This is a genomic window from Streptomyces virginiae, assembly GCF_041432505.1.
GTDB classification, from domain to species: Bacteria; Actinomycetota; Actinomycetes; order Streptomycetales; family Streptomycetaceae; genus Streptomyces; species Streptomyces virginiae_A.
In genome coordinates this window covers 140,185-164,003 of the sequence record NZ_CP107871.1, presented here as the reverse complement: position 1 = coordinate 164,003, position 23,819 = coordinate 140,185, and the positions used below count along the sequence as shown (strand labels likewise).

The 23,819-nt window shown below is 70.3% G+C and carries 21 protein-coding genes; 11 read left to right on the top strand and 10 right to left on the bottom strand.

What is annotated here, in order from left to right:
- Window position 1 precedes the first annotated feature (1 nt).
- Window positions 2-610: a DUF7691 family protein gene (locus tag OG624_RS00750; RefSeq protein ID WP_033225607.1), complete on the top strand. Its 609-nt coding sequence runs from the start codon at window positions 2-4 to the stop codon at window positions 608-610.
- Between the two features lie 427 nt (window positions 611-1,037).
- Here the strand turns inward: OG624_RS00750 and OG624_RS00745 are convergent, their stop codons facing one another.
- The gene (locus OG624_RS00745; RefSeq protein WP_033225609.1) at window positions 1,038-1,487 is read right to left on the bottom strand and encodes a hypothetical protein; all 450 of its coding nucleotides are present in this window, start codon (window positions 1,485-1,487) and stop codon (window positions 1,038-1,040) included.
- Window positions 1,488-2,110: 623 nt separating this feature from the next.
- Window positions 2,111-2,740, bottom strand: a complete 630-nt coding sequence (locus OG624_RS00740; protein ID WP_371638857.1) for a hypothetical protein — start codon at window positions 2,738-2,740, stop codon at window positions 2,111-2,113.
- Between the two features lie 1,062 nt (window positions 2,741-3,802).
- On the opposite strand from OG624_RS00740, the gene OG624_RS00735 reads away from it, so the two are divergent.
- Window positions 3,803-3,982, top strand: a complete 180-nt coding sequence (locus OG624_RS00735; RefSeq protein ID WP_371638856.1) for a hypothetical protein — start codon at window positions 3,803-3,805, stop codon at window positions 3,980-3,982.
- Window positions 3,983-4,423: 441 nt separating this feature from the next.
- On the opposite strand, the gene OG624_RS00730 is transcribed toward OG624_RS00735, so the two are convergent.
- The 3 genes from OG624_RS00730 to OG624_RS00720 form a co-directional block, all read right to left on the bottom strand.
- Window positions 4,424-5,629 (bottom strand): DUF2201 family putative metallopeptidase, encoded by a 1,206-nt coding sequence (locus tag OG624_RS00730; RefSeq protein WP_033225676.1) that lies wholly within the window; start codon window positions 5,627-5,629, stop codon window positions 4,424-4,426.
- Between the two features lie 122 nt (window positions 5,630-5,751).
- Window positions 5,752-7,032 (bottom strand): AAA family ATPase, encoded by a 1,281-nt coding sequence (locus OG624_RS00725; protein WP_033225610.1) that lies wholly within the window; start codon window positions 7,030-7,032, stop codon window positions 5,752-5,754.
- 231 nt (window positions 7,033-7,263) lie between these two features.
- Complete coding sequence (locus OG624_RS00720; protein WP_033225612.1) at window positions 7,264-8,706, bottom strand: hypothetical protein; 1,443 nt, start codon at window positions 8,704-8,706, stop codon at window positions 7,264-7,266.
- 527 nt (window positions 8,707-9,233) lie between these two features.
- Here OG624_RS00720 and OG624_RS00715 point away from each other — a divergent pair.
- The 6 genes from OG624_RS00715 to OG624_RS00690 are packed head-to-tail and all read left to right on the top strand — an operon-like array spanning window position 9,234 to window position 13,283.
- Window positions 9,234-9,626, top strand: a complete 393-nt coding sequence (locus OG624_RS00715; RefSeq protein ID WP_033225614.1) for a WXG100 family type VII secretion target — start codon at window positions 9,234-9,236, stop codon at window positions 9,624-9,626.
- Window positions 9,627-9,676: 50 nt separating this feature from the next.
- The gene (locus OG624_RS00710) at window positions 9,677-9,982 is read left to right on the top strand and encodes a WXG100 family type VII secretion target (protein ID WP_033225618.1); all 306 of its coding nucleotides are present in this window, start codon (window positions 9,677-9,679) and stop codon (window positions 9,980-9,982) included.
- Window positions 9,982-11,688 carry an RNase A-like domain-containing protein gene (locus OG624_RS00705; RefSeq protein ID WP_371638855.1) on the top strand — a complete coding sequence of 569 codons (1,707 nt, stop codon included), beginning with the start codon at window positions 9,982-9,984 and terminating at the stop codon, window positions 11,686-11,688. The genes OG624_RS00710 and OG624_RS00705 overlap by 1 nt, the downstream gene beginning before the upstream one ends.
- 11 nt (window positions 11,689-11,699) lie before the next feature.
- Window positions 11,700-12,272, top strand: coding sequence for a hypothetical protein (locus tag OG624_RS00700; RefSeq protein WP_033225622.1), 573 nt, complete (start codon window positions 11,700-11,702; stop codon window positions 12,270-12,272).
- A gap of 24 nt (window positions 12,273-12,296) precedes the next feature.
- Window positions 12,297-12,596 (top strand): RNase A-like domain-containing protein, encoded by a 300-nt coding sequence (locus OG624_RS00695; protein ID WP_371638854.1) that lies wholly within the window; start codon window positions 12,297-12,299, stop codon window positions 12,594-12,596.
- Window positions 12,597-12,608: 12 nt separating this feature from the next.
- Complete coding sequence (locus tag OG624_RS00690; RefSeq protein ID WP_033225624.1) at window positions 12,609-13,283, top strand: contact-dependent growth inhibition system immunity protein; 675 nt, start codon at window positions 12,609-12,611, stop codon at window positions 13,281-13,283.
- 564 nt (window positions 13,284-13,847) lie between these two features.
- On the opposite strand, the gene OG624_RS00685 is transcribed toward OG624_RS00690, so the two are convergent.
- Both OG624_RS00685 and OG624_RS00680 read right to left on the bottom strand, forming a co-directional pair.
- Window positions 13,848-15,212 carry an SMI1/KNR4 family protein gene (locus OG624_RS00685; protein ID WP_033225626.1) on the bottom strand — a complete coding sequence of 455 codons (1,365 nt, stop codon included), beginning with the start codon at window positions 15,210-15,212 and terminating at the stop codon, window positions 13,848-13,850.
- Window positions 15,213-15,431: 219 nt separating this feature from the next.
- Window positions 15,432-15,998 carry a sel1 repeat family protein gene (locus tag OG624_RS00680; RefSeq protein ID WP_033225628.1) on the bottom strand — a complete coding sequence of 189 codons (567 nt, stop codon included), beginning with the start codon at window positions 15,996-15,998 and terminating at the stop codon, window positions 15,432-15,434.
- Window positions 15,999-16,824: 826 nt separating this feature from the next.
- Here OG624_RS00680 and OG624_RS00675 point away from each other — a divergent pair.
- The gene (locus OG624_RS00675) at window positions 16,825-17,412 is read left to right on the top strand and encodes a transposase (protein WP_371638853.1); all 588 of its coding nucleotides are present in this window, start codon (window positions 16,825-16,827) and stop codon (window positions 17,410-17,412) included.
- A gap of 23 nt (window positions 17,413-17,435) precedes the next feature.
- On the opposite strand, the gene OG624_RS00670 is transcribed toward OG624_RS00675, so the two are convergent.
- The 3 genes from OG624_RS00670 to OG624_RS00660 all read right to left on the bottom strand — a co-directional run bounded on the left by OG624_RS00670 (window position 17,436) and on the right by OG624_RS00660 (window position 22,213).
- Window positions 17,436-19,100: a glycoside hydrolase family 64 protein gene (locus tag OG624_RS00670; RefSeq protein ID WP_371638852.1), complete on the bottom strand. Its 1,665-nt coding sequence runs from the start codon at window positions 19,098-19,100 to the stop codon at window positions 17,436-17,438.
- A gap of 116 nt (window positions 19,101-19,216) precedes the next feature.
- The gene (locus OG624_RS00665) at window positions 19,217-20,476 is read right to left on the bottom strand and encodes a family 16 glycosylhydrolase (RefSeq protein ID WP_371638851.1); all 1,260 of its coding nucleotides are present in this window, start codon (window positions 20,474-20,476) and stop codon (window positions 19,217-19,219) included.
- Window positions 20,477-21,046: 570 nt separating this feature from the next.
- Complete coding sequence (locus tag OG624_RS00660) at window positions 21,047-22,213, bottom strand: S1 family peptidase (RefSeq protein ID WP_371638850.1); 1,167 nt, start codon at window positions 22,211-22,213, stop codon at window positions 21,047-21,049.
- A gap of 109 nt (window positions 22,214-22,322) precedes the next feature.
- Here OG624_RS00660 and OG624_RS00655 point away from each other — a divergent pair, with 109 nt between their 5' ends.
- Complete coding sequence (locus OG624_RS00655) at window positions 22,323-22,703, top strand: hypothetical protein (protein ID WP_371586947.1); 381 nt, start codon at window positions 22,323-22,325, stop codon at window positions 22,701-22,703.
- Between the two features lie 452 nt (window positions 22,704-23,155).
- Window positions 23,156-23,527: a hypothetical protein gene (locus OG624_RS00650; protein ID WP_371586946.1), complete on the top strand. Its 372-nt coding sequence runs from the start codon at window positions 23,156-23,158 to the stop codon at window positions 23,525-23,527.
- The last annotated feature ends 292 nt before the right edge of the window (window positions 23,528-23,819 follow it).

The following is a 23,819-nucleotide window of genomic DNA, read 5'->3' as shown; positions in this document are numbered from 1 at the left end:
CATGAGCACCGCGCTGAGTCTGTATCTGCTGGAAACCGAGCGCACACGGGGGTGGGTGGCGTCGGGGGACAAGGGGTTCCTCAAGGCTGTGCGCTCCGAGTACGCCGCCGAACTGGTCGAGGACGACACCTGGTTCGGGGATCAGATAGCCGCCGGTGCCCCTACTGCCTCCGAGGCGCTGGAGGCGGTGGTGAACGGAGGGCCCTTCAGCGCGGAGGCGGGCCACGCCTTCCAGTACGGCTACGCCTACCGGCGGATCTGCGCGATGGGCGGACCCTTCCTCGACAACGACTGCTTCTCGCCCTACCGGGGCGACTGGCTGTCGACGGTGGACGAGGGGCTGCGTGCCGTGAACGTCACCGCCGTCTCCGTGGCGGACTTCCAGTACGGCGGCCTGCCCGCCGGCCTGCCGTACACGGACATCCCGAGCTGCGGTGAGTGGTCCCCCGAGGACTGCGAGCGGGCGCTGGACCAGTTCGAGGAGGGTGAACGCCTCGGGCTCGCCCCCGCCCCGGACCGGGAAGTGGCCGCGGCGGTCGCCCAGGTGATCGGCTGGCTGCGCCGGGTGCCGCGCGGGTCGGGGTACGGGATCATCGGGTTCTGTTCCTGAGGCCCGTACGGCACGATCCGAAGGACCTGTCGGAGCGCCTGTCCACGCAGTTCATCCTGCGCCGCACGCTCGCCGAGGAGCACAACTGGCGCGCCCGACCGCCTGCAGCGGTCCCGGGCGGGAAAGAGGCCGCGCCCGGCGCGGGGCGTGTCGGGCAGGTCTTACCCACCGAGGTCCTGCCCGTGGCCCCGGAGGTGGTGGTCCGGTTCGCCGCCGAGCAGATGGATGTCGGCCCGGGGGAGTGCTGTCGGCCGAACCAGAACCGCATCCGCTGCGGGTGCCCCGGTTGCCGGCGGCGCGCCGACCGGACGGCCGCGCACCCGAAGGAGGAGGCCGGACGCGCCCTCGCCCCGGCAGAACTCGGCGAGTCTGCCGGGGCGAGCCGGACCACGACGGCACAGCACGTCGCGGTCAGGAGGAGCTCGGGTCAGCGGACCTCGGTGACCCGGTGTTCCTTGAGCGCGCCACAGTTGGAGTTGTACACCTGCACGTGCACGTTGCTGATGCCCCCGCCCCAGTCGACGCAGTGGCCCTTGCCGTACACGTAGGCCGGGCCCGCGTACGACGTGTACCGGCCGTAGTCCTCGCCCCGCTCCCAGGTTTCGGGAACTTCGATCCAGAGGGCCATGTCCACGGCAGCACCCGGGTTGTTGCGGATGGTCGCGACGCAATTCTTGCCGTTCGAGGCGTTGTACGTCAGGTAGACGGTGCCCAGCGAGCCGACGGGGGCCGAGTTCACGGTCTTGTAGGCGCTTCCGCAGACCTTCTGCGGCGTGGTGTTGGGTGCGGCGGTGGCGGGCGCCGCCAGCGCGGTCGTGGCCCCCAGGGCCAGGGCGGCGAATGCGGTGGTGGTAAGGACGGAACGGGTGAATTTCATGTTTCCCCCTGGTCGTCATCGGAGTTGGTCGCTCCTGCATGATGGGACGGGAAGGACGGCGGATCGGTTGCGCGTCAGCGGCAAAGGATGTGACCGCGCCGCCTTACCACCCCGCCCGCCAGCTGACGAACGGCCGCACGCGGGCGTCGAGGAGTGGGGCTGGTGGGATTCGGCGTCACGGACAAGACCACGAAGCTGGTCGGCCCGGATGGCCGAGCACCAGATCGAACGCGCGGAGCATGGCACCTTCACGAGCATCCCCGACCATGCCTCCGCGACTCGCACTCCTCCCGGCTCCTGGCCGGCCCCGCCGCCGGCTGGCCGCTGCCCCACGACGACCTGGACGACCTGGCCCGCGCCGGGGACCGCGGTGACGCGCAAACCGTCGACTACCCGCGCGGCGTCCTGGTCGCTACGAGGCCCTGCCCGAACGCGACGAGCTATCGGCCCGGATCGAGCGCCACCTCGACCGGGTGGTGAAGCGCCATCCCGAGCACGCCCTTCTTCTTCGCCCCTACGTCCGCCGGCCGCTGCTGCCCCGGCCCGGCGGGCCGCGAGCCGCCGAGCCGGATTCAGGCGCATCCGCTGGGCCTGCACCCGGATCAACCTAGCCGCCACGTTCCTCACCGACCTGCGCAGCAGAGCCTCGCGCTCGCCGCCGCCTCCCTCACTGGAGTACGACGGTGACGCCCTTCTCGTTCGCAGCCGATCAGGTGCACGGGCTGGGTGGGTCGCCGCGGGCGCGGGGTGAAGAGGCCGTCGATGGAACGGCAACTGCCCCCTGGGCTGTCCCCCCGGATCGAGGAGAACCACAGGTCGAACCGCGGACTCGAAGGCAGCCGCTTGCAGCCCCAGTAGTAGTCCTCCCTGACGCCGGTGCCCACGACGATGTCCACGCGCCCGGGATCGCCCGGCGTGGGCCACTGGGCCAGGACAGCCGTGTCCTCCAGGTCCCAGAAGCGGGCCGGCCCGTCGTTCGAGGGATCCACAGGCTCGATCGAGAGCATCCCGTCACCCAGCAGCCGCACCGGTTCGGCGCTGTCCGCCACGGCATGGACCAGGAGGCTCTCACGCGGGCAGCCCCGCAGCGTCAGGACCTCTCGCGGCAACGGAGGCGCGTCCATGAACAGGCCCTCGACCTCCGCGCACCGCCCCCACAACTCGCCTTCCTCCTCACCTTCGATGTCCTCCCGCACCAGGAGATACCGGACCGGGAAGTCCCGTTCCCACCCCACATGTTCCTCGTCCCGCACGCTTCTCCCTTGCCACCAGGCTGTCTTGGCGGCGCCAACCCTACGGCTCGCTGACGCCGAAGCCCTCCGAATATCGCGTGCTTGGAATGACGCTCCCCGCCAGTCGGGGCCGGTTCATGGACCGCCCAGAGGCGCGAGGCCCAGGCGAACGACCTCGGTCAGCCGTCATCCCTGGTCGCGGTCACCGCCCGCTCGAACAGGCAGAAGGCCGATCAGGCCTCATCCGAGTGGCTGCCGCGGTCCGCGGACGCACAGTGCGGGTGCGGGTGCGGGGCCGAGTGGACCGCTACCGAGCTCCGTCGGGGCCTCGCGGGTGGATGAGCTGGAGCAGGACCGACTGCTCGACATCGCGACCGGCTGCGGCGACACCGAAGTGGAGTTCACCCCGGCCCCGTAGGCCGGACACCGGACGCGAGGTCCGTCACCAGCTCCCCGCTGGCGGCTCTTGCCCTTCGGCGATCGCCGAGGCGTGTTGCCGCGGGACTGAGTCGACCGACCGAGCCCTACGGACCCGGGCACGGTGGTGGCCCCCTGGGATGATGTCCGTTCGAGGTGTGCCAAGGGGAGGGCAGCGATGAGCGGGCGCGTATCTGCAGAGGACGGGTCGGCCGGACAGCAGCAGCCGAAGAGATGGGAACCGGTCGCGGTGCCTGCCCCGGAACCTGACGGGGAGCCCGCGCCCGCATACCAGGGCGGGAATCCGAATCCCGCGATGCAGTACGGGATGTGGGATTCGATCGCCCTCTCTCATCGGCCGATCGGTGTGCTCCCACCGCCGTGACCTCACCTGGTGCCCGCACACGGTAGTCCAGTCCATGCGGCCACCCCCACCCGAGGACGACCCGGGCGCGTCACGCTGGACACGCTTCCTTCGGAAATTCGTCAGGCCAGGGGCCGGTTCCGCCGCCCCCTAGGAGAGGAGGCCTTCCCTATGGCTCACCGCTTCCCTGGCCGACTCGCAGCCTCCCTGACCCGGTAGGGAGGCATCTGACGATGCCGGCTTCCGCGCTCTCCCGGCGCGCGTACCGTTCCGGTACGACCCGCCACCGGGAGGAACGGTCCATGAGAGCCCAGCTCGACCACACGCCTGGCACCCCCTACGCCTCCCTCGCCGGGCCGTCCGAGGTCGTCCAGGACCGGCAGAGCCGCCTCGCCCACGCCTCGGCAGTCGACGCGTTCGCCGCTTCCGGCTACGACGACAGCGGGACCATCGACATGACGGAGCTATGGAGAAGACGGTGATGACCGCACAGCCATACGCGGTCCGCCTTTCCGCACCGGCCTCGAAGGTCCTCGACACCCTGCCCGAGCACGCCGAAGACACCGTGCGGGACGTCCTGGACGCCGCCGCGGCAGACCCGTCGGGCTTCGGCCGGTGGAACGGCCCGACGGTCCTGAACATCGTCCGGCTCGGACAGCTACACCGACCACGCACGCCCTGCGCCACCACTCAAGCGGCGCCTACCACCTCGTCAGCACACACCGCGCCCACCCCTTCGACGACGTCTTCGGCTCAGAGGCTGCCCGAGCTGCTGGAACGGGCAGGTTCCCGGCAGGGCTGCGGCGTCCAGAGACGGTGTCAAGGGGGAGGGGGAGCTGTGCGCGGCGCGCGGGCAGTATGGGCTCCTCGAGCCGAGCCTGCTGCGACAGCTGGCGGGCAGACGGGCGTTCGGGTCGCCTCACTCAGCCGATGGTGACGACGCGGGCCCACGTGGGCGGAACGTCAGGGACGTAGTCCGGATCGTCCTCGTTCACGGCGCGGCGACCACGAGGAAAGAGGCCGACGACCGTGCGGCAGGGCGGCTGCGCGGAGGGCCAAGGCGTCTGTCCGTCCGTCAGGGCGACGATCACGTCCGGGCGGGGGCGGGAGCGGAGCGCACGGGCGAAGCCGGACCGCAGGTCCGTACCGCCGCCGCCGATCAGTTCGAGGTTCTCGGCCCGGCACAGCGGTACGGCGACACCCGCTGCCGCGTCGCAGGAGATCACCGAAACCAGGTCGCGTCGCCCGCCCACCGCCCGTGAGATCGCCGCCACCTCCAGCAGCGCTCCGCCCAGCTCGGCGTCGCTCACGGATCCGGAGGTGTCGATCACGACGCAGACCCGGGGCGGCATCCGGCGCAGGCTCGGCAGGATGACGCCTGGGACGCCGGCGGAGCGGCGGGAGGGGCGCCGGTAGCTGTGGTTCTCGCCCGCCCCGGGGGCGCCCGCGGCCGCGCGGACCGCCGCGCCGAGCAACTGCCGCCACGGTTGCGGAGGGTGGAACGCCTCGTCCGCCCAACGCCGCCATCCCTCCGGAGCATCCCCCGGCCGACCGGTGATCGCCTCAGCCACCCGGAAGCGCACCGCGTCGCGCTGTTGCCGGCTCAGAGCGTGCGCTCCTTCGGGCCCCAGCTCCCAGGGCCGCGCGTGTCCGTCGGCGCCGCTGCCGCAGTCCAGCCAGGCCAGCCGAGGCGTGCGGCCCGCCATCGAGAACCGCCGCAGGTACTCCTCCATGAGCAGCCCGTCGGGCAGGCTCAGCATCGCCGGAAGCACCGCCCCGGCCGGCCTCGTCAGGCCGTCGCCGTAGATGTCGTCGTTGATCTCGAAGTCGGCCGCGACGTTCTGCCGCAGCCGCTGCCCCGGCCCTTGTTCTCCATGCTCCCGGGCGTACCGCGCGCTGCGTTCGTGATGGTCCCGCAGCAGGTGGGAGACCTCATGCACCCAGACGCCCGCCAGCTCCTCCAGTGGCGTGCGCTCCACGAAGGACGGGGAGACGTAGCAGCGCCAGTACGCGTCCACCGCCATGGTCGGCACCGACCGGTCCTCCACCACATGGAGCGCGAAGAGCGCGCCGGCGAGGTAGGGACGGACGGCGACCGCGTGCAGCCGGGCAGCCAGCAACTTGTCCATGTCCAGCGCGACCACGGGGCCGGGCGGTGGTCCGGGAACTGCGGGTTGCAGCGGCCGCGGCGGCGGGGGCGGGGCCATCGGGCGCGGCAGGGGGCGCGGCCGCGGCTGCTTCACGGCCCCGGTCATCGGCGCCCACCCGCTGCGCTCTTGGCGCCGGCGGCAGCCGCGGTACGGGCCACCGAGTCCTCCGCCCGCCGGGCGAGGCCGACCACCGCCGCGAGGCGCTCCACCGTCTCCGGGACCTCCCATCCGTCGCGCCGCAGCGCGGCCAGTGCCTTCGCCGGGGCGACCAGCAGATCAGGTGCGCCGGTCTCCAGCGCCCTGACGAGCACTGCCCAGCCCGCCTCCCAGCGTTCCCGCTCCGGGCGCGCCCCGACGGCGGCGACCACCGCTTCCAGGGTGGCCTGGCGCAGGTCGCCGCGCTCGGGCAGGTCGGCGGCGTCCGGGTCGGCGAGGAGCCGCTCCGGGTCGGGCAGCTCCATGCGGTCGATGTGGGCGAGCAGTTCGAGGCCGGGCCCATCCCCGACCGCACCTCGGACCAGCAGTGCCAGCACGTCCCGGGAGGCGGAAGCCGCCGTGCCGAAGGCGAGCAACGTCATTGCGGCCTCCCAGCTGCGAGGCGAGGGCCAGGCACCACCGCGCCGGGTCTCGGTGGTCGGCAGCCGGTGGATCAGTGTCGGCCGGGCGTTCAGGAACCCGCACACCGCGCGGCGGGCGAACGCCACCGCCTCCGGCAGTCCGGCCGGGTCGAGCCGGGGCAGTTCCGCGCGCGGCCAGACCCCGCCGAGACCGCGCACCACCACGTCGCGGTCGTGCACCCAGTACAGGTGCACGAACCGGTTCGCCAACGGCGGACTCAGCTCCCAGCCGTCCGCGGCCGACGCACGCGGGTTGGCGGCAGCCACGATGCGTACTCCGGGCGGCAGTTGCAGCGCGCCCACCTTCCGCTCCAGGACGACCCGTAGCAGTGCAGCCTGGACGGCAGGCGTGGCGGTGGACAGCTCGTCGAGAAAGAGCAGCCCCCGCCCGGCGCGCACCAGCTCCACGGCCCACTGCGGCGGTGCCATGGGCACGCCGTTCGCTGCCGGGTCATCGCCCACGATGGGCAGTCCGGAGAAGTCGGTCGGCTCGTGGACGCTGGCGATCACGGTCGTCAGCGGCAGATCGAGGGAGGCGGCGAGCTGGGTCAGTGCGGCCGTCTTGCCGATGCCGGGCTCGCCCCAGAGCAGTACGGGCAAGTCTGCCGCGACGGCCAGGGCGAGCGCCTCCAACTGTTCGTCGGGGCGCGACTCGGTCGTGGTCGTCCGCAGGAGGGTCAGGAGGTCTTCGGCGAGGGAGAACTGCGTGCTGCCTGCCGGGAGCGGCATGGGCACGGGCATGGAGACGATGGTGCTGGAGGTCATGGGCATCACCTGGGTGTCTTCGGGGACGGCGAGCCGCCCTGGATGTCGTGGTTCAGCGGCGTACGGAGGCGTACGGAGGCGTACGGAGGCGTGGACGTCGTACGGGCGGTACGCGCAGTACGTGCCGGGGTCGCGTTCGGTGGCCGGGGTCGGGCCCGGTCCGGTCGGTTGCCGGTGCGAGTCAGGGACGGGGAGCGTCGGACGAGGCCGTGGAGCCGACGGCGGCGCTGTTCAGCTCTGCAGGCCGGTCCGGGGCCGGGCACGGCTGCCCCGCTTGCGGCGCAACTCCCACGGCAGACGATGGTCGAGCCGTGGCCGGTAGCCCGTGCCCCTGGTCGCAGCCGCGGCGGGGTGTACCGATACCAGACCCGAGCGGAAGAGCCCGTGCACGAGGCGGCCGGACACCGCCGCTTCCAGAGCTTCCCGCAGGGGTCCTTCGCGCAGGACGGCGCCGGGGCCGAGGAGCCCTTCGACCACGGCCAGAGCCCCGGTCACGTCGCCGTGGCCGAGCCGCTCACGGACGGCGGGCAGCGCCTCAGGGCTGCGGTGCACCGTGTCGATCGCTCTCAGACAGGGCAGTCCAGGCCCTCCGAGCGCCATGAGGAGTTCCTCACGGGCCAGTTGGGCCGGATCGTGGTCGACCGCCATCAGCGTCCCGTTCCGCAACGCAATCCGGTGGACCATCCCCATGCACTCGACCCGGTGATGATCCGTGGGCCCGGGAGCCGAGTCGTCCGCCGGCTCTCCGGGGCCGGGCACCGCCACCGGACCGGAGGCGGGACCCGCGACTTCGGGGGCGGCCAGCGCTGCCGCGACCAGCGGGTGCAGCCGTTCGGCACGGACCAGGCCGGCACGCAGCAACTCCACGTCCGGAGGCGTCCGAACAGCGGCCTCCGGAAGCACCGGGAGCGCCGCGATCTGCTGCGGCGGCAGAACCTCCCGTACCGGCCGAAGTATTGGGGCATGGCTGTCGTCGGGGGCGACGAGTTCGAGCACGAAGTGGCTGCGCGTACCGAGCCGCACGGTGAGGGCCCCGCGAGGACGGCCATCGGCCTGCAGGAGCAGTTCCGCCTCGTCGGCCCAGTGGTCCGGTGGCCACGAGGGATCGTCGTCGGCGGGCCGGTACAGCGCGTCCGCGCCGCACCTCTGTGCCAGTTCGGCGCTGCGCGTGGCGTCCCAGAGGTGGCGGTGCAGGTCGAGACGGAAACGCCGGTCGGGGTGGGGGTGTGGATGGTGCTCGGGTGCGCCGTCGCGGGATTCTTCCCAGAGCGCCAGGGACATCCGCTGGCCTGTGTCCGCCCAGGCAGGCGGTGTCCGCACGACGAGCTGTGGTGCCGCGGTGCCGGGGACGCCGTAGCGGGCAAGCGAAAGGGTGAGGCCGGGACGGAGCCGCCCGTCGGGGGCGATCCGGGGCATGTTCCAGCGCAGCAGATCCGGCGCCAGTCGACGCAGATCGGCCCGGAGGCGGGTGGTGAGGTCGGTGCCGTGGCGTTCGCGCACGGCGCGCAGATCGAGATCGACATCGATCCGGGCGGCGGCGCAGGCCCCCGCCCAGTCACCAGCCGCACGGCGCGTGGCCGCGTTCTCAATCATGCACGGTGGCACGGCGTAATCGCGTACGCGCTGCCACATCAGAAGGCGGGCGGGAATCGGTTCCGCGAAGTGAGTTGCCATCAGCACTCACCTTGCGCGGACGATTCCCCCAATCCGAAGGAAGGGAAGGTGTTCATCACCGGCATCATAAGCACGTCCCGGATGATCTGTCAGCCACAAACCCTGAGGTCCCGCGCCCAGGGCGTCAGCTCTCCTCGCGGCGGCGCTCCCACCGAGGTCCCGTACTGCCTTACCTGTCCACCCCGCCACCGTCAGGTCGAGGCGCGCAGCCCACTACGTCTCTCAGGCTCGGGCCGCAAGACAGGTTCAGCGACGAGCCTTACCTGAACAAGGCACCCCGCGCGCCGATCCGGTTCGCCGCGTCCGGCTCTTCGGTGTTCCTGCCCGACGACGACGTCACTACGACGCGCCGCATCGACAGGACCCGAACAGCTCATCGACAGCCGCTGACACGCTGCCGTCGTCCCTGCCGCGATCACTGGCTGCCGATCGACGCACCCTGTTCGAATCAAATCCGATCGAACGTCTTTGTTGGGGTCAAATATGTTGATCATCTGTCGAACCGGAGCTCATGGGAGGGAGGCACCGTGGGAGACGCAGATCTCTCGGTGGAGGCCGAGCGGCTCAAGAGCCTCGCCCGCGACCTCGACTCGATGCAGGAAGTTCTGACGAAACAACTGTTGCGCATGGACGAGATCGTGGACGCCATCGAGGAGCGCTGGCGGGGGCCGGCGGCGGAGGCGTACCGCGCCCGGCATCGCGCGGCACCGGAGGACGCCGTAAGGATCAGGGGGACCATGAAGCTGATCGCCGAGGCGATGCGCCTCAGCGAGGGCGGGTTCACGGCGCAGGAGCTCGAAGTCCTGCAGCAGTTCAGACGGGTACAGGCGGGGGCTGACGTGTCGGCGGAGGCGGACGTCCTCTCCACGCCGAACGTCGCACCGGTCGCCGCGCCACGGAGTCGCGTAGCCGACCTGTGAGCAGGTGACACCACCGGCTCGACCAAGCATCAAGAACATGAGGGGGAACCGTGCCGTCCGGTGACGATGGGATAGCAGTCGACTTCGCGACGCAACAGAAGCTTGCGGGCGACCTCGAGGCCATCCTCAAGACACTCAACAAGCAGCTGGACGCGCTCTACGAACGGGCGGAGAAGGTCGTGTTGACCTGGGACGGCGAAGCCAGGCAGTCGTTCATCGACCAACTCGACCGATGGGACCGGTCGGCGCAGGCCCTGGTCGCGACCCAGGCCTGGCTCCACGACATCGTCGTCAACGGGCACCACAGCTACGCGAACGCCCACAAGGCCGTGTTGCACGGATGGGGGGCGGCCTGATGGCAGGAACCGCTCCGCCCGCTCCGAACCAGAACGGCGGCTTCGACGTCCAGCCGGTGCACGTCTACCACGCCTCGGGGCTGGTGAAGGATGCGCAGTTCGCCCACGCCGGCCGGGCATCCGCGCTCGTCGACGCGCTGAACAAGTACAGCCAGTCCGCCGGCAGAGGCTGGGGTGCCCACAACTTCGCGGTTGCCTACATGATCGTGACGGAGAAGTTCCTGGAAGCCCGGGGCAGGAGCGTGGTCAGCGTCGGCGGCGCCGCCGTGGGCCTGACCGTCACCGCCAACCACTATGTGCTGGCCGACTGGGAGGCGAGCGGTCGCAAGGGTACGCAGCCGAGGAACGCCCCGGAGCCCGCCGTCATCGACAAGCCGCCCCGGTACGGCCCCGTCAACAGCATCAAGTGGTCGGGCACCGGAGAGGACGCCGACTCCTGGTGGATCTCCGGGATCCTCGGCGAGTTCCCCGACTGGCTCGCCCTCATCGTCGGGCCCTCGTTCCAGCATCTTCTGCGCCTCGGGAAGGCACACGAGATCACTCCTGGCTTCAAGCAGGAGGACGGCCGGAACATGGCACAGGCCTGGCGCCTCATCGCGGGCGAAACCACGAAGGGCTCCGACGAGTTCACCGATGCCATCTCGACCATCACCGACACGCGCGGCAACAGTGAATGGCAGCGCGCGATGCGCGCGTTCGGACAGAGTGTCTGGGGCTCGACCGAGTGGGGCAGGGCCCTCGACGAGAACCGCAACAGGGCGGAGATCGGCCGTAGTTGGCGGACCAATCGCGATCTGCCGCCCTCGGGCCGGCGTCCCGTCGTCGACGTGCTGAAGAAGACGGCGGACACGATCCAGGAGACCCTCGACCACCTGGCCCAGGTCATGGACACCACCAGGGCGACGACCGAACGCTGCGGCAAAGAGGCCGCCAGGGCCACGGCCAAGGACTTCACGGGCGGCCTGGACCTGCGGGACGTCACCAAGCTCGCGGTCGGCGCCATCGTCGGCGAAGTCATGCTCTCGTTCCGGTCTCACATGGACCAAGCGACCGTGGACGCAGCTGTCGACCACTACCACAGCGAGTTCGACGCAGCAGCGGACAAGCTGATCAAGCTCGTACCGGAGTTGGAAGAGGCGATCCTCAGCGCCGCGACGTACCGGTCCGAGATCGCGCGCGCCCAGGGGTTCGGTGCGCGGTCGCTCAACGAGTTCAAGCAGGAACACAGCTGGCAGCGCGGCGGCGAGAGCCCCATCCCGTTCATGTACTCGTTCGACCTGGCGACGAACGAGGACCTCGGGGGCGGGCACACCCTGGAGAAACACGTCGGCAAGACCGATGAGCAGCTGCTTCAGCGGCACCGGGACCAGTCCAAGCCGTCCGGGAAGCTCGAGCTCATGTCGTCGTCGAGCTTCGCCGACTTCGAGTCCGCCCAGAAATACACTCAATACAACATTCGCCACAACACCGCGGAAATCCAGGAATGGCTGAAGAATCCTCCCCCGGTCAAACGTTCACTGTCCGTCGTCGTGCCGTCGATACCGTTGGAAGGCCCGCTCACCGGAGACGCAGTGACCGGACGGACCTCTCGGGGTGTGAACAACGTGCCGATGCCCGTTGAGGATGCCAAGGGTGTGAGAACGCGCCTCCAGTACGACCCGAACCTGAATCCGCCTTTCGTCGTCCACACATCGTCACCTGAGTAGTGGAGTGAATGATGACCGAACTCACGGCCGAGACGTGGGCGGACGCGCTCGAGCTCTACCGGTACAGCTATACCTCCCTGTCCGTCGCCCGCCGCGAGCACGAGGAGTGGTGGCTCGACGCCGCCGCGATCATGAGCGGTCAGACCTCCGACCCACGCGGGTGGCGATCGCTGGATCCGGACGAGGACGAGGACGAACGACGGCACGATCCGCTGTTCCCCTTCGCCGAGGCCCCGACCACACCCGAAGACGTGATCCGCTTCCGGCAGCGAGTGACCGAACTACCCCGGAGCGCGGTCCAGTCGCTGGTCGTCGTGCTCGGTATCCCCGGCCTGGAGGTGGCCAAGGCTGCGGATTTCGGCCGTGACCGGCCCGAAATGGAACGCCGAGCGCGTCTGATCCTCTCGCGCTTCCGCCACGGCACGCGTTTCTACTCCAATGTGGGGTGGAAAACCGAGAGCCCGGACTTCTACGAGCAGCCCATCCGTCTGACGGATCCGTTCAGCCGCTACGGCTGGGATGCCGGTCTGATTGCTGTCAACGACGCCGAAGTCGCGATGATCTGGTACTTCGACCCCACCTGATCAGATCCACCGAACTGGGAATCCATGCTGACGCGAACCGCCACCTACCCCGACCGGGAAACCACCCAATGGGCCACCCAGGAGGTCATCACCCGTAACGAGCAAGCCATCCACCGCCGGCTCGCCCAGAGCACCCGCCCCCGGATCACCCTCGAAGCGGCCTGGCCCTCCCGTCCCGATCCGGTCGGCCGTGTCCTGCTCCAGGCCATGGTCTTCGCCGGGCGCGGGCCCGTGGACGTACGGGCCGCGCGGGTGGTGCTCCGGCGCGAGCCCGGCGCGCCCCACGGCTTCGTCGTACACACCACCGTCCCGATCTACCTGTAGAGGCCACACCCGATGTCCATGAAGCCCATCGACTTCGACCGCCGCTACGGCGAGCTGGACCACGTGATCAGCGCCTACCTCGGCCAGCCCGCCGACGACGGACCCGACCGGCCCGGCCTCGCCCTCCGGGCCTACCTGCGGCACACCTGGCACACCCGCCCCTGGGCCCTGTCCGTCGCGGAGCAGCAACTGCGCGCCTGCGCCAACAATCCGCCCGGTCGGATGCGTCAGCGGCTCGGCGAGTTCTACCCGGTCCCGGACATCGGTCTGTCCGACTCCGAGATCCAGGCATGGCTCGTCCAGCTCGCCGACCACATCAAGCAGAGCATCGAGAGCGGCGAGGTTCCTCGCCCATCGGAGCTGCCCGAGACCCGTTGGGAATGGCATGCGCGTTTCCCCGAACTCGGACAGTTCCTCGGCGGCTGGTTCTCGCAGGACATGCCGGACGAGTTCACCGACCACGAGGCGGCCGTCCGCGACTACGCCGACTCGACGGACCGCACTCTCGTGGCCCGCGTCGTCGGGGAGATCCGCGAGCTGCTCGCACTCGGACTGGACGAGGCCGACCACGCGGTCGCCGTGTCGGAACTGGGAATGGAGCTCGAACCGCCGGGAGACCACTCGGCAGGCAGCTGGCTCAGTGCCGTTGCCGATGAGCTGAGCGGCTTCCGGCCCCAGTACGCGTAGCCGGCCACTGCCGGTGGCGACGGCGGTTCCGTCAGGTCCGTGAACGGCGTGCCGGGGTATGGACTCCGGCTCGACGACCGAGCCAGGGCGAGGTACTTCGACCCCACCTTCCTCCGTCCCCCTTCAGCCGTAGTCATCACGGAAGCACGGTCGGAACCAAGTACGGCGCTCAGTCAGTAAGCGGGTGAGTGGCTAGCTGGGTCGCCGAGAGCGGTCGGGTGCGTCACTGCCCGGACGTCCTGAGGGCCAGTTCGGCCGTTTCGAAGCGGTGCTCCGTCGGCTTCAGCACTTCGTAGAGGTGGCCGAAGCAGTCCGTTCTCGCCGTTCCGGTGAGCACTGCCGTCAGGAAGGCCCCCGCCTCCAGCAGGCCGGCGGGCTTCGCCTCGTACTCCCACAGGTCGGCAAAGAGTGGGCAGGCGCAGATCCGGATCGACTCCGGTCCAGGTGTCCGCTTACGAGGGTGAAGGCTTCGGGTTGTTCTGAGCGCGTAGTTGGCCGGACGGGCCGTCTGCCGCGCTCAGCTCCCGTGGGGCGCGCACTGCACCGCTTGTGCGGCCCCGTCGGCTAGGCCGGAGGGCCGAGGTCTCCCGCGAGGAGCGTTTGTACGATCTCGGGCCGGTCCCAGAGGGCCAGGATCTCGTTCGCGAGGGCGACGACGGGCAGGTGATCCTGATCCCGCACCTGGATGGCTGCCGCCTTCAGGGTGCGCGGTACGGCTCCGGCGTCCAGGAGGACGCGCCATTCCTGGGCGCCGATTTCCAGGAACTCCAGTGCGGTGAGTTCAGCGATCTCCAGGGGGTCGGCCAGTGTGCCGGGCATGGCGGTCAGTGTGCGCAGGCGGGGTAGTCCGGCGACAGGCGCGAGGCTGAAGGGTGTGCCGTCCCAGGCTCCGATGGACAGGACTTCCAGGGCGGGATGGGCGGCGGCCTGGATTGTCCCCAGGCAACCGGTGCCGACCTTGGCCGCGGCGGGCGGCTTGTCTCCGCGGCGGTCACGGGGTTCTTCCCGCGTCCGGCCCAGGACGAAATCGGTGAGGGAATCGGCCACGAGGTCGGCACCGAGGCTCTGCTCGTGGCTGACCAGGATGATCTGCCCGAAGTAGCCGGCGGGGCCGGGGGTCAGGTCGACGGCGAATTCGTCGCCGCCGTTGCTCCCGAAGCCGATCCAGCCAGGAGAGCCGGCCAGACCCTGCACGGCGGCGTCGGGTGCCCTGCTGACCGCACGCGTCGCGCCGTAATGCCAGCCGGGGTTGCGCACTGCCGCGTCGACGCTGTTCAGGTGCTCCAGGCCGGAGAGCTCGCAGCCGACCGCATCGCCGGCCCGGTCCGCCTCCGCGAGATCGAACTCGTCGTCGCCGCCGTACACCCGTGTCACCCGGTACAGCACCTTGAGCTCATCGGACAGCGTGACGCCAAGGCGCGCTTCGGCGGCGGCGATCTCCTCCTCCGTCGCTCCGATGGCGCCGGGCAGAAGATCGCGCAGCGTCCGCTCCAGCAATTCCGGATCCGCCGATGGCGCCGCCACCGCTCCAGGCACCGGATCGGGACGGCGGAGCCAGGGCTCTGCGGGGGAGCCCTCGACCAGAACGAGCACTCCCAGATCCGGGTAGCCGAGAGCCGGTTCCACGACCGGGCTCGGCCAGACCAGGCCGAGCGTGGTCCGACCGTCCGGCTGGGTCTCCGCCCTGAACGCGATCTCCTGGACTCCGCCGCGCGCGAGCGCCCGCTGAATGTCCTCCACCGCGGCCCGCGCTGTCGACGACATGGACCCCCGGTACGCAAGGCTCGTGCCGTACCGGCTGATGCGCCCTGCGACACGCGCCGGCCGGGCGGCACGCCGATCTGTGTCGGCGGCCAACATGAGCCGCAGAACGGGCTCCCAGGTCGTGAAGTCGGATACCGATGACAAAGGGGGTCTGTGATCAAGCATGCGCAGACCGTACGCGGAGCCTATGACAACGGCGGCGCCGGGGGCCGCCGCTTGCCGACAGGCCACCCACGACGCGAACACCGGCCAACTGGAACGCTCAGGGGCCAAGTGCAGCCCCCAGTCACAGCAGTGTGACTGAGCGCCTGACCGGGCGAGCTGAGCGTCCATTGGACCGTTCGATCGAGTGGATGCCCGAGCCCGCTCGCCGCGCTCTGCACCTCAGAGCATCCGCTCGGCCCTCGCAGCCCGAGCTCGCAGCGCATCGGCTTCCTCGTGCCGGCCCCAGACATCCAGGATCTGCGCCCGGTATTCCATCGCGTACCCGTCACCCAGCTCCTCGGCGCGCAGGAGCACGTGCATGGCGCGCGCCAGGTCACCACAGTCCCAGAAGGCCAGGCCCAGCGCGGTGATCGGGAACGCCTCGTCCTGTGCCACGATCACCGGAGCCCAGCGCTCGACACCAGCCGCATCACCATGCTCAAGTGCCTGCTTGACGAGGCCCAGCATGGCGTCTGGATCGCCGAGCGCTGCGGTCTTCTCCCAGATCACCTGCGCGCGGTTCGCATCGCCGGCCACCGCGTGCAGCATGCCCAGGTTGAAGCCGGCAACCACGTTCCCGGCAGCCCATGCCCGACCCCACCAGTGCAGCGCGCCGTCCCGATCACCCTTCACCTGCAGGCGCACCGCCAGGTTTCCCATCGCCACATCGTCACCGAGCTCCGCGGCAACCGTCAGTTCGGCGAGTTCTTCGTCCGGCTCGGACCGCCGACGAAACCACGAAGCCATCAGCAATCCCTCTGGCAGCGCAGCTGCACCGATGCGCGAAATACGGGCAAGCGAACATCTCTCACCCGGCGATCATGCCGGCTCATGCCGTGGACAGCTCGGGCACGGGTGGTGGATCGCTGGGCCGACGAGGTCGACCTGGCCCTGCTCCTGGCGGACGCACTCGGTCACTCGTCCTGAGGGACGAAACGGCCCGGGCGGGCGCACTCCCCGGCGGTCAGGCCGTGCATGCGAAGCCAGCCGCGAGTCGTTCCGCGAACTCGCGGGTGGCGATCAAGTCGTCCTCGTTCGGGCGCTGCTTGTTGATGTCGCCGATCAGCCTGAGCGACCGACCACGTGTCGAACCGCGCGGCTGGTGAAAATGCCCTCGACCTCGAATCCCTTGTGGTGGAGGAGCCGCACCAGCGGACGGTTGTACGGCGCGAACGCCGGCTCCGGGAGGCTGCTCGTGGCGAAGGCGAAGGCGAAGGCTCGCCGCGAAGACGCAGGTGGCGCGCGGACGAAAGCCAGCAGTCCGGGTGCATCTGCTGCGCGAAGACACCTGATCCGAAGCCCACCAGGTCGTAGCCCGTCACCTCCTCCGGCAGGACCACGCGAGCATCGACCACCTCGGCCATCGTCTCCGCCACGCGCCGGATGTTGCCGTGGGGGACGGGACGGAGGTGTATACGTGCAGAGTTTTCACCGGTGTCCCTTTCCCCGGTCGGTCCCTGCAGCGGCGACCGGGGAGACCCACCGGATGCGACAGCCCCGCGCTGTAGGGGGCTCTGTGCGGCGGGCGGTGGGCCCGTCGGCAGCACGCCGTCGCGAATTGCTGGACCCGGGCATGCCGCAGGTGTGGACGCGCCGTCAGCGGGTCGCTGGCACACGGTGGCGGACCCGCACCGGCGCCCCTTGGCGTCACGTACCGGAACGCTACGGGCCTTGGGGCCGGGTCTACGACCTGTTCCGGCGCCGGCGGCGGGACGGCACCTGGGCTCAGATCCTCACCCCGCTCCAGGCCGCGCCGGATGCCAAGGGCCTGATCACCTGGGGGGTCGACGTCGGCTCCACCGTCCGCCGGGCCCACCCACCAGCACGCCGCCGGTGCTGTGAAAAGGGGGATCTCCAAAAGGAGCCGCCCGGTGGCGTCTTCATCGAGCCTACCGACCAAGGCCTCGGTCACCAGGTACGACAAGCTCGCCGCGACGGGCGGCTGGGCAAGACCTGCGCCTGCTCGGATACGTCGATTACGTCGATCCCTGCGACGACACCGTGTTCAACCGGTCGCAAGCGCAGAGCGCCCATCCCCGAACTGCGGGCCTTGGTGGACAGCTCACCCGCCGAAGAAGCCGAGGCGGTGCGCAAGATCCTTGCTCTGACTGTTCAGGTCGAGCGCAAGGCTCACCGGTATCTCGACTTCAACGGCGACTGACGACGCCACCTTCACAACAGGCCTTAGGCGAAGGAGAACCAGTTGACGTTGACGAAGTCGGAGGACTGGCCGCTGTCGAAGGTCAGATAGACGTCGTGGGTTCCTGTGGTGCGGCGGATGTCGGCGGGGACGGTACGCCAGGCCTGCCAGCCGCCGGTGTTGGCGACGGCGAAGCCGCCGACCGGGGCGGCTGTGGGGCTGTCGAGGCGGACTTGGACCAGGCCGCTGACTCCACCGGCGGCCCCTGAAGCGACGCGGGCGTCGAAGCGGGTGGCGCCGGTGGAGCCGAAGGCGACGGCCGAGAACTTGAGCCAGTCGCCGTTGGACAGATGGCCGACGGCGGATCCGCCCCCGTCGTCGGAGCAGGCCTCGACCTGTGCTCCGGACTGGGCGTTGAACCCCTCGGCCTGGATGGTCGTGAAGGCGCTGACCCCGCCGCCCGTGGCGGTGGCGGTCGGCGTGGGGTCTGGTGTGCCGCCGCCGGCAACACCGCCGACCGTGATGGTCCAGCGGCCGGGTGTGCCGGACTGCACCTTGCCCTCGAAGTCGACTCCGGCCGGGTGAACGTCGTCGTACGGGAAGGCGTACCCGAGGTGGTCGGGGGTGGTGTTGTGCAGGATGCGGGCGTAGTGGTTGGTGCGCGGCCGCGTGTAGAAGGCGGCGGGCTTCTCGGCGGTCGGCTGGTGGGGGTTGTCCAGCAAGGTGGTGCGGTTGAAGGCGGCGGCGAGCCGTGCGCTGAGATTGCCCATCAGGTCGTTGCCCGTGGTGAAGGGCGCGTCGCTGCAGGAGAAGATCGAAAGGGTGGACGGCTTGGCGAAGCTGCCGACTCCGGGGAAGGCGAGGACGTCGCCGTTCACCCGGCCGGTGACGGTTCCCCAGGTGAACTGGGTGTCGATGCGCAGGTCGGTGGAACGGTACTTGTTCCACACCTCGTCCACGTAGCCGTCGAAGTAGCCGCGGAACAAGGCATTGTTGCCGCGGATTGCCAGGTTGGGGCTGAGTACGCGCACGTCGCGGCCGCCCGCGGTGACGATCAGCCGGCTCCAGTCGCTGCCGTCGGCGGCGGACTGGGCCCGCAGCGCGGCGGCGACCCGGGACAGTCCGTCGGCGGGCAGCCCGCGCACCGTCTGGGTGCCCTGCCCGGTCTCCAGTTGGAAGGCGATCGGCAGCGAGACCATGTCGACGAACGTGATGTTGGCGTACAACTGGTCGCTGTTGAAGGTGAATTCGCAGAAGTCGTGAGCGACGTTCGCGTTGGGGTCAGTGGGATTGCTCACCGATGGCAGGGCCAGACCGCCGCCGCGGTTCACCAGGAAGGTGAGCTTCGTGCCGACGGAGAAGTAGATACGGCCGCTGTCCAGGCGCGGCAGCGTCACCCTCCGGGCTCCGGCGCCGGACGCGTTGAGCGGGATGGCACAGTCGACCCCGAGCGGGGTCTGATCGTTGGCCGGAGCCGGCGGGTGGTACAGGCTGGAGCCGTTGGCCTGGATGAAGGCCCAGGTGCCGCCGGCCGCGGGGTCACGGCCGAGCACGTAGGCGTACACCGTGTTGTTGCTGGTGGTGTTCACCAGGTCCAGGGGGAGCGTGGCGGTGGTGGTCGCGTTGGCGCTCATCTCGAGCCAGGCTGCCGCGGCGGGCACGCCCAGGGCCAGGCCCGCCGTCACGGCGAGGAGTTTTCTACGGGGCATGGTTCGTTGGTGGCGAGCCGGCACGGTGGGGGTCCGTTCTTCGGTGGGTCGGGCGGGGGAGCGGAGCGGTGGGACGCAGGAACGGGGAAAGGAGGGAGGGCGGTGGGGCTGGTGGGTCAGCCGACCGTCCACTTCTGGTTGGCGGCGCCGGTGCAGGTCCAGGTCTGCAACCGGGTGCCGTCGGCGGAGGAGTTGCCCTTGGCATCCAGGCACTTGCCCGCACCTGTGTTGGTGAGGTCACGAGCGGCGGTGTACGTCCACTTCTGGGCGTTGGTGCCGTTGCAGGTGTAGAGCTGGACGACGGCGCCGTCGGTGGTGGAGCCGCCCGCGACGTCCAGGCATTTGCCGAGGGCGCGGACGGTGCCGTCTGCCCCGATGGTCCACTGCTGGGCCGCGCTGCCGGTGCAGTCGTGCAACTGGATCGGGGTGCGGTCGGCGTCGGAGCCACCGGCGACGTCGACGCACATGCCGCCGATGCCACGGATCGGGCGTGCGGCGGGTGCGCCGGCGGAGGAGGCGCGGACATAGTCGACGGTCATCGTCTGCGGGAAGGACGTGGAGGCGTCCGGGCTGCCGGGCCAGTCCCCACCGACCGCCAGGTTGAGGATGATGAAGAACGGGTGGTCGAAGACCCACCTGTTGCCGCCGGTGTCGGCCGGCGTGAGGGTCTTGTACGTCGTGCCGTCCACCGACCAGACGAGGGAGTTCGGGCTCCAATCGACGGCGAACACGTGGAAGTCGTCGGCGAAGGCGCGGCCGCCCGGCAGGCTGTACGCGGCGCCGAGGCCGCCCGCTCCGGAGTAGCCGGGGCCGTGCACCGTACCGTGCACGGTGTTGGGTTCGCGGCCGATGTTCTCCATGATGTCGATCTCGCCGCTACCCGGCCAGCCCACGCTGCCGAGGTCGTTGCCGAGCATCCAGAAGGCGGGCCAAATGCCTTGGCCTCGGGGGATCTTGATGCGGGCCTCGAAGCGGCCGTACGCCTGGGTGAAGGTTTTGGCGGTGTTCAGCCGGGCCGAGGTGTACTGGCACTGCCCGTACCAGCAGCCGAGGCCGCCGTCGGTGTTCTTCCGCGCGGTGATGACGAGGTTGCCCTGGCCGTCGAGCGCGGCGTTCGCGGTGCTGTTGGTGTAGTACTGCAGCTCGTGGTTGCCGAAACCCGAACCGCCGGTCTCAAGAGCCCACTTGGCGGCGTCAGGAGCGCGGCCGGCCGCACCGTCGAACTCGTCGGACCAGGTCTGCGCGACAACTGCGGCACCGGCGTGCGGGGCGACCGAAGGGTTGAAGGACATGAGCACCGCCGCGACCAGGGCGGTGGTCACGAGGAGCACCACTCCGCCGAGAGAGCGGCGACGTGCGCGATGAGCAGCAGCCATGGGCATGGTTCCTTGTCTGGGTGAGGGAGGAGGAGGGGGGGCCAGGCCGGGGGTCGTGAAGAGTGACAGAGGGGTATGAGAGCGCTCCCACACGTGACGCAATGTCACCCGAGACGGCGAGTATTACGGACGGGTAACCGTCATGGCAACGTCAGGCGCACTCTTCGTATGTCTCTGACCTGCGGTTTTCTCTGATGGACTTCGGCTTAACGATCTCTTAAGGCTGCCTTGATGCAGAGAGGTGTGAATCGGAGCCTCACGTGATCGTCGGTCGAACGGCCGCCGGGGGTACTCCGAGCGGCATCCGGGACCGTGTGGTCCCGGCTGCGAACCCGGCCCCGGCCGACGGTTCCTCGTGCACGCGTCGGTGTCCGGCGCCGCGCAGCCCGTCGATCGGTGCACCGGCGTTGGTCCGCGACGCCGCAGACACGTCGACGAGCAGCGCGGCCGGCCCCGTACGGGAGGCCGGGCGACAGTCCCTCCGGGTGTACGCACCCGGAAGGACCTGTCACCGCGGGAAGGACCTGTCGCCGCGACCTGTTGCCGCGCAGACCTCAGGCGTGTGCAGGGTCAGGCGGTGTGCAGCGTCAGGCCGTAGCGGCCGAGGATTTCGTTGATCGGCTGGAACCACGTCTGGCCGCCGGACGAGCAGTTGCCCCAGCCGCCGGAGGTGACGCCCTGGGCCTGGTTCCCGCTGAGGAACGAGCCACCGGAGTCGCCTCCCTCGGCGCAGACGCTGGTCTTCGTCATCTGGTGGACGGCGCCCTGGCTGTAGTTGACGGTCTCGTTCTTGGCGAGGACGGTGCCGCAGTGCCAGCGCGTCGTGGACCCCGACCGGCAGATCGAGGCGCCCACGGGTGCCTCGGCGGAGCCGCGTACCAGCTGGTCCGGGATGGTGCCCCAGCCGAGTACCACCGGTACGGTCCACCAGCCGCTGTGGATGCCGACGTACGCGTAGTCGTTGCCGGGGAACGAGGACCCCTGGAAGGTACCCATCGCGGACCCGTCCCAGCCGCGCACGGCGGCCCCCGCCTGCCCGCAGTGCCCAGCCGTCACGAAGCCGCCGTACACGGAGAAGCCGATCGAACAGCGGACGTTGCCGGTGTAGTACGGGTCGCCGCCGACGGTGCCCGCGGCGTACGTGCGGGGCGCCTGCGCCGTCTCGGCGACGGTGATGGGGCCGCCGGCCCTGGCCTGGTCGACGAACGCCCGTACGGCGGGGGCTTCCCGCTCGGTACGTACGACCGTGACGACGACGCTGTTGGTCCGCGGGTCGACGTGCCAGCCGGCCACCCCGGTGGGGGCGGGCAGCGTGTCCAGGCGCGCTTTGGCGCGGTCCAGCGCGGCTGCGCTGTGCCGGACGAGGCGGGTGTCGGCGCCCAGTGCCCGCACCTCGGACTCCTCCGCGCGGTCGGTCACCGCGACGACGAGCCGGCCGGTGGAAGGCTCGTACCACGAGCCGCCGTACGCACCACCTGCGGCCTGCCGTGCGGCCTTCTCCACGGCTGCGGCGGCCTTTTCCGCGCTCAGCCGTTCCTCGGCCTGGGAAGCGGTGAGCCCGAGGTCCCGGCGCATCGCGTCGAGCAGTCCGGCCGAGGCGGACGGCGCTGCGGCGGACGAGGCCGCGGCGGGCTCAGGGAGCGGGACGGCGCTCGCCACGCCGGTGTGGGCGGCACCCAGGCCGACGGTCAGGAGCAGGGCGGCGACGGCGGCGCGTAAGGGGGTGGCGTGTTTCACGAGACCTCCTGGTGTGGGGGGTTGAACGCTTGAGAGCGCTCTCACAGAGTGTCGAGCGCTACGCTAGCCGACCCTATTTGTCAGGTCCATACCAAGTTCCGGTTCCGTTGTGGCGGGCCCCGCGCGACCACTCGGTCACCGAGGGCCGTCCCCGGCGCCGAGGGTCGACTTCGTCACCGGCCTGACCGACGTCGCGGTGGAGGTCGGGGTCCGGGGGCGCGCCGCGATCGCCCTCGGCTACGAAGGCGCCGCCCTACCGATCGCCGACGTCTTCGCCGAAGGTCGGCGGATCTTCGACCGGGTCGGTTCGCACGAGCAGACCTCCGGCTACGCGGTCCCCTTCTGGCGCATCAACGTGTTCACGTCCCTGCTCGCTGCCCGCATCGGGGACCAGATCACGACCGTCGTCGCCGCCCGGGACTCCGCCGCGGCGGAGCTCCCGGAGTCCCTGCCGCGGTTTGCGACCCGTCTGGAGATGCGCCGGGGCTGATGCCGGTCCGCTCCTGCGGCACTGCACACGCCCGCACAGCGCTCGATGCTCTCCCGCCCTAACTCCCTTCCGTCAGGCCGGGCAACGTGTGCCTCCGGCACCACGCGGGCCGATGGCGTGTTGCCTTCGGGTGTCACGTGCCACGCCGGTGAGCTGGGTCCCCGCCGGGCGCCGCTGCTCACGGGAGGCGGGAGGCGGGAGGCGGGAGACGGGAGGCGGCGAGGGCGGCGAGCGCCAGCACCGCTCCAGTCCTGCCGCACGGGGAGCGGACGGTCCCTGGTCCGCACTCTAGGGCGCGCTCCGGCCTTTCCTGCACGCCCGGCAGTTTGCGGCCACGAGGGCGAGGCCCATGGGGACCAGCACGAAGAAGAGTAGAACCGTAGCTACGTCGACCGCCGAGAGCACGGGACCCCCTTGAACATAATCAATCTGAACGCGTTCAAGATAGTCGCTTGAATGCCTTCTCGGAAAGGGCTTTACATCGATGCGGTCCGAACCGGGAGCGGCCGCTCCGCCTGAACGCCGCCCGCCTCAGGGCGCTCGGACCGGGCGCGGTCGGCGAGCGGTACAGCGCCCCCAAGTACCGCCTGGCCCGCAGCTGCGTCCACCTCCGCATCCCCCTGACCACCAACCCCGACGCCGTCCTCTACCTCGACGGGGCCGAACACACCTGTCAGCCCGGCGAGTTCTGGTACGGCGACTTCTCCCGTGAGCACGCCGTCCGCAGCCTCGGCACCACCACCACCCGCGTCCACACCGTCATCGACGTCCTGTTCACCATCGAACTCGCCGTGCTCTTCCCGCCCGACTGGCAGGACAGCTGACCGACGCCGACGCGCTCATCAACCACCCCACCCCGCTGATCCGGACCATCCCCGCAGACCTGCCCCGCACCCTGCGCCTCCCGGCCGGGCTAGGCCGTCTCTTTCGGATCTTGCCGGGCCCGGCCCGCCCGGCACGGTACCTCATCCCCCACACTCCGTCCGGGGGGACCCCCAGGTTGTCGGGGCACTCCAGTACGTCCAGTACACGAGCGCCCCTCCGCCTTGCGATGCACCGCACCGGACGACCCGGGGTCACCCGACAAGATCCGAAAGAGACGGCCTGGCCGACTTC